Origin of the sequence: Paraburkholderia sp. SIMBA_053 (assembly GCF_046534895.1) — a bacterium.
Lineage (GTDB): Bacteria > Pseudomonadota > Gammaproteobacteria > Burkholderiales > Burkholderiaceae > Paraburkholderia > Paraburkholderia caledonica.
Genome location: NZ_JAWRXU010000290.1, coordinates 1 through 334 on the forward strand (window position 1 = coordinate 1; position 334 = coordinate 334).

1 pseudogene is annotated in these 334 nt (G+C 61.1%); it reads right to left on the reverse strand.

The features are described 5' to 3' along the window. Positions 1 to 334, reverse strand: a pseudogene (locus SB753_RS35675) (D-xylose ABC transporter ATP-binding protein); the annotation flags it as partial.

Below are 334 nucleotides of genomic sequence, written 5' to 3' on the forward strand. Positions count from 1 at the left end.
GTCGAATGAGACGGGGCCGAATACGTCATCGCGCCTGAGGTTGCGCACGCTGAGCAGCACGACGTCGGACGGCTTCGACTGACGCGGCGGATACGCATCGTCCAGAGCGCGCCCAACCATGCGCGCGACGATGTCATTCACGCTTAGTGCCGAAAAATCGTCGGTCGAGATGTGGCGGCCATCCCGCAGCACGGTCACGCGATCGACGATGTGAGCCATTTCGTCGAGGCGGTGCGAGATATAGAGGATTGCCTTACCTGCTGCCCGCAACTCCTTGATGATGCGAAAAAGCTGGACCGTTTCCGATTCCGTCAGCGACGACGTCGGCTCGTCC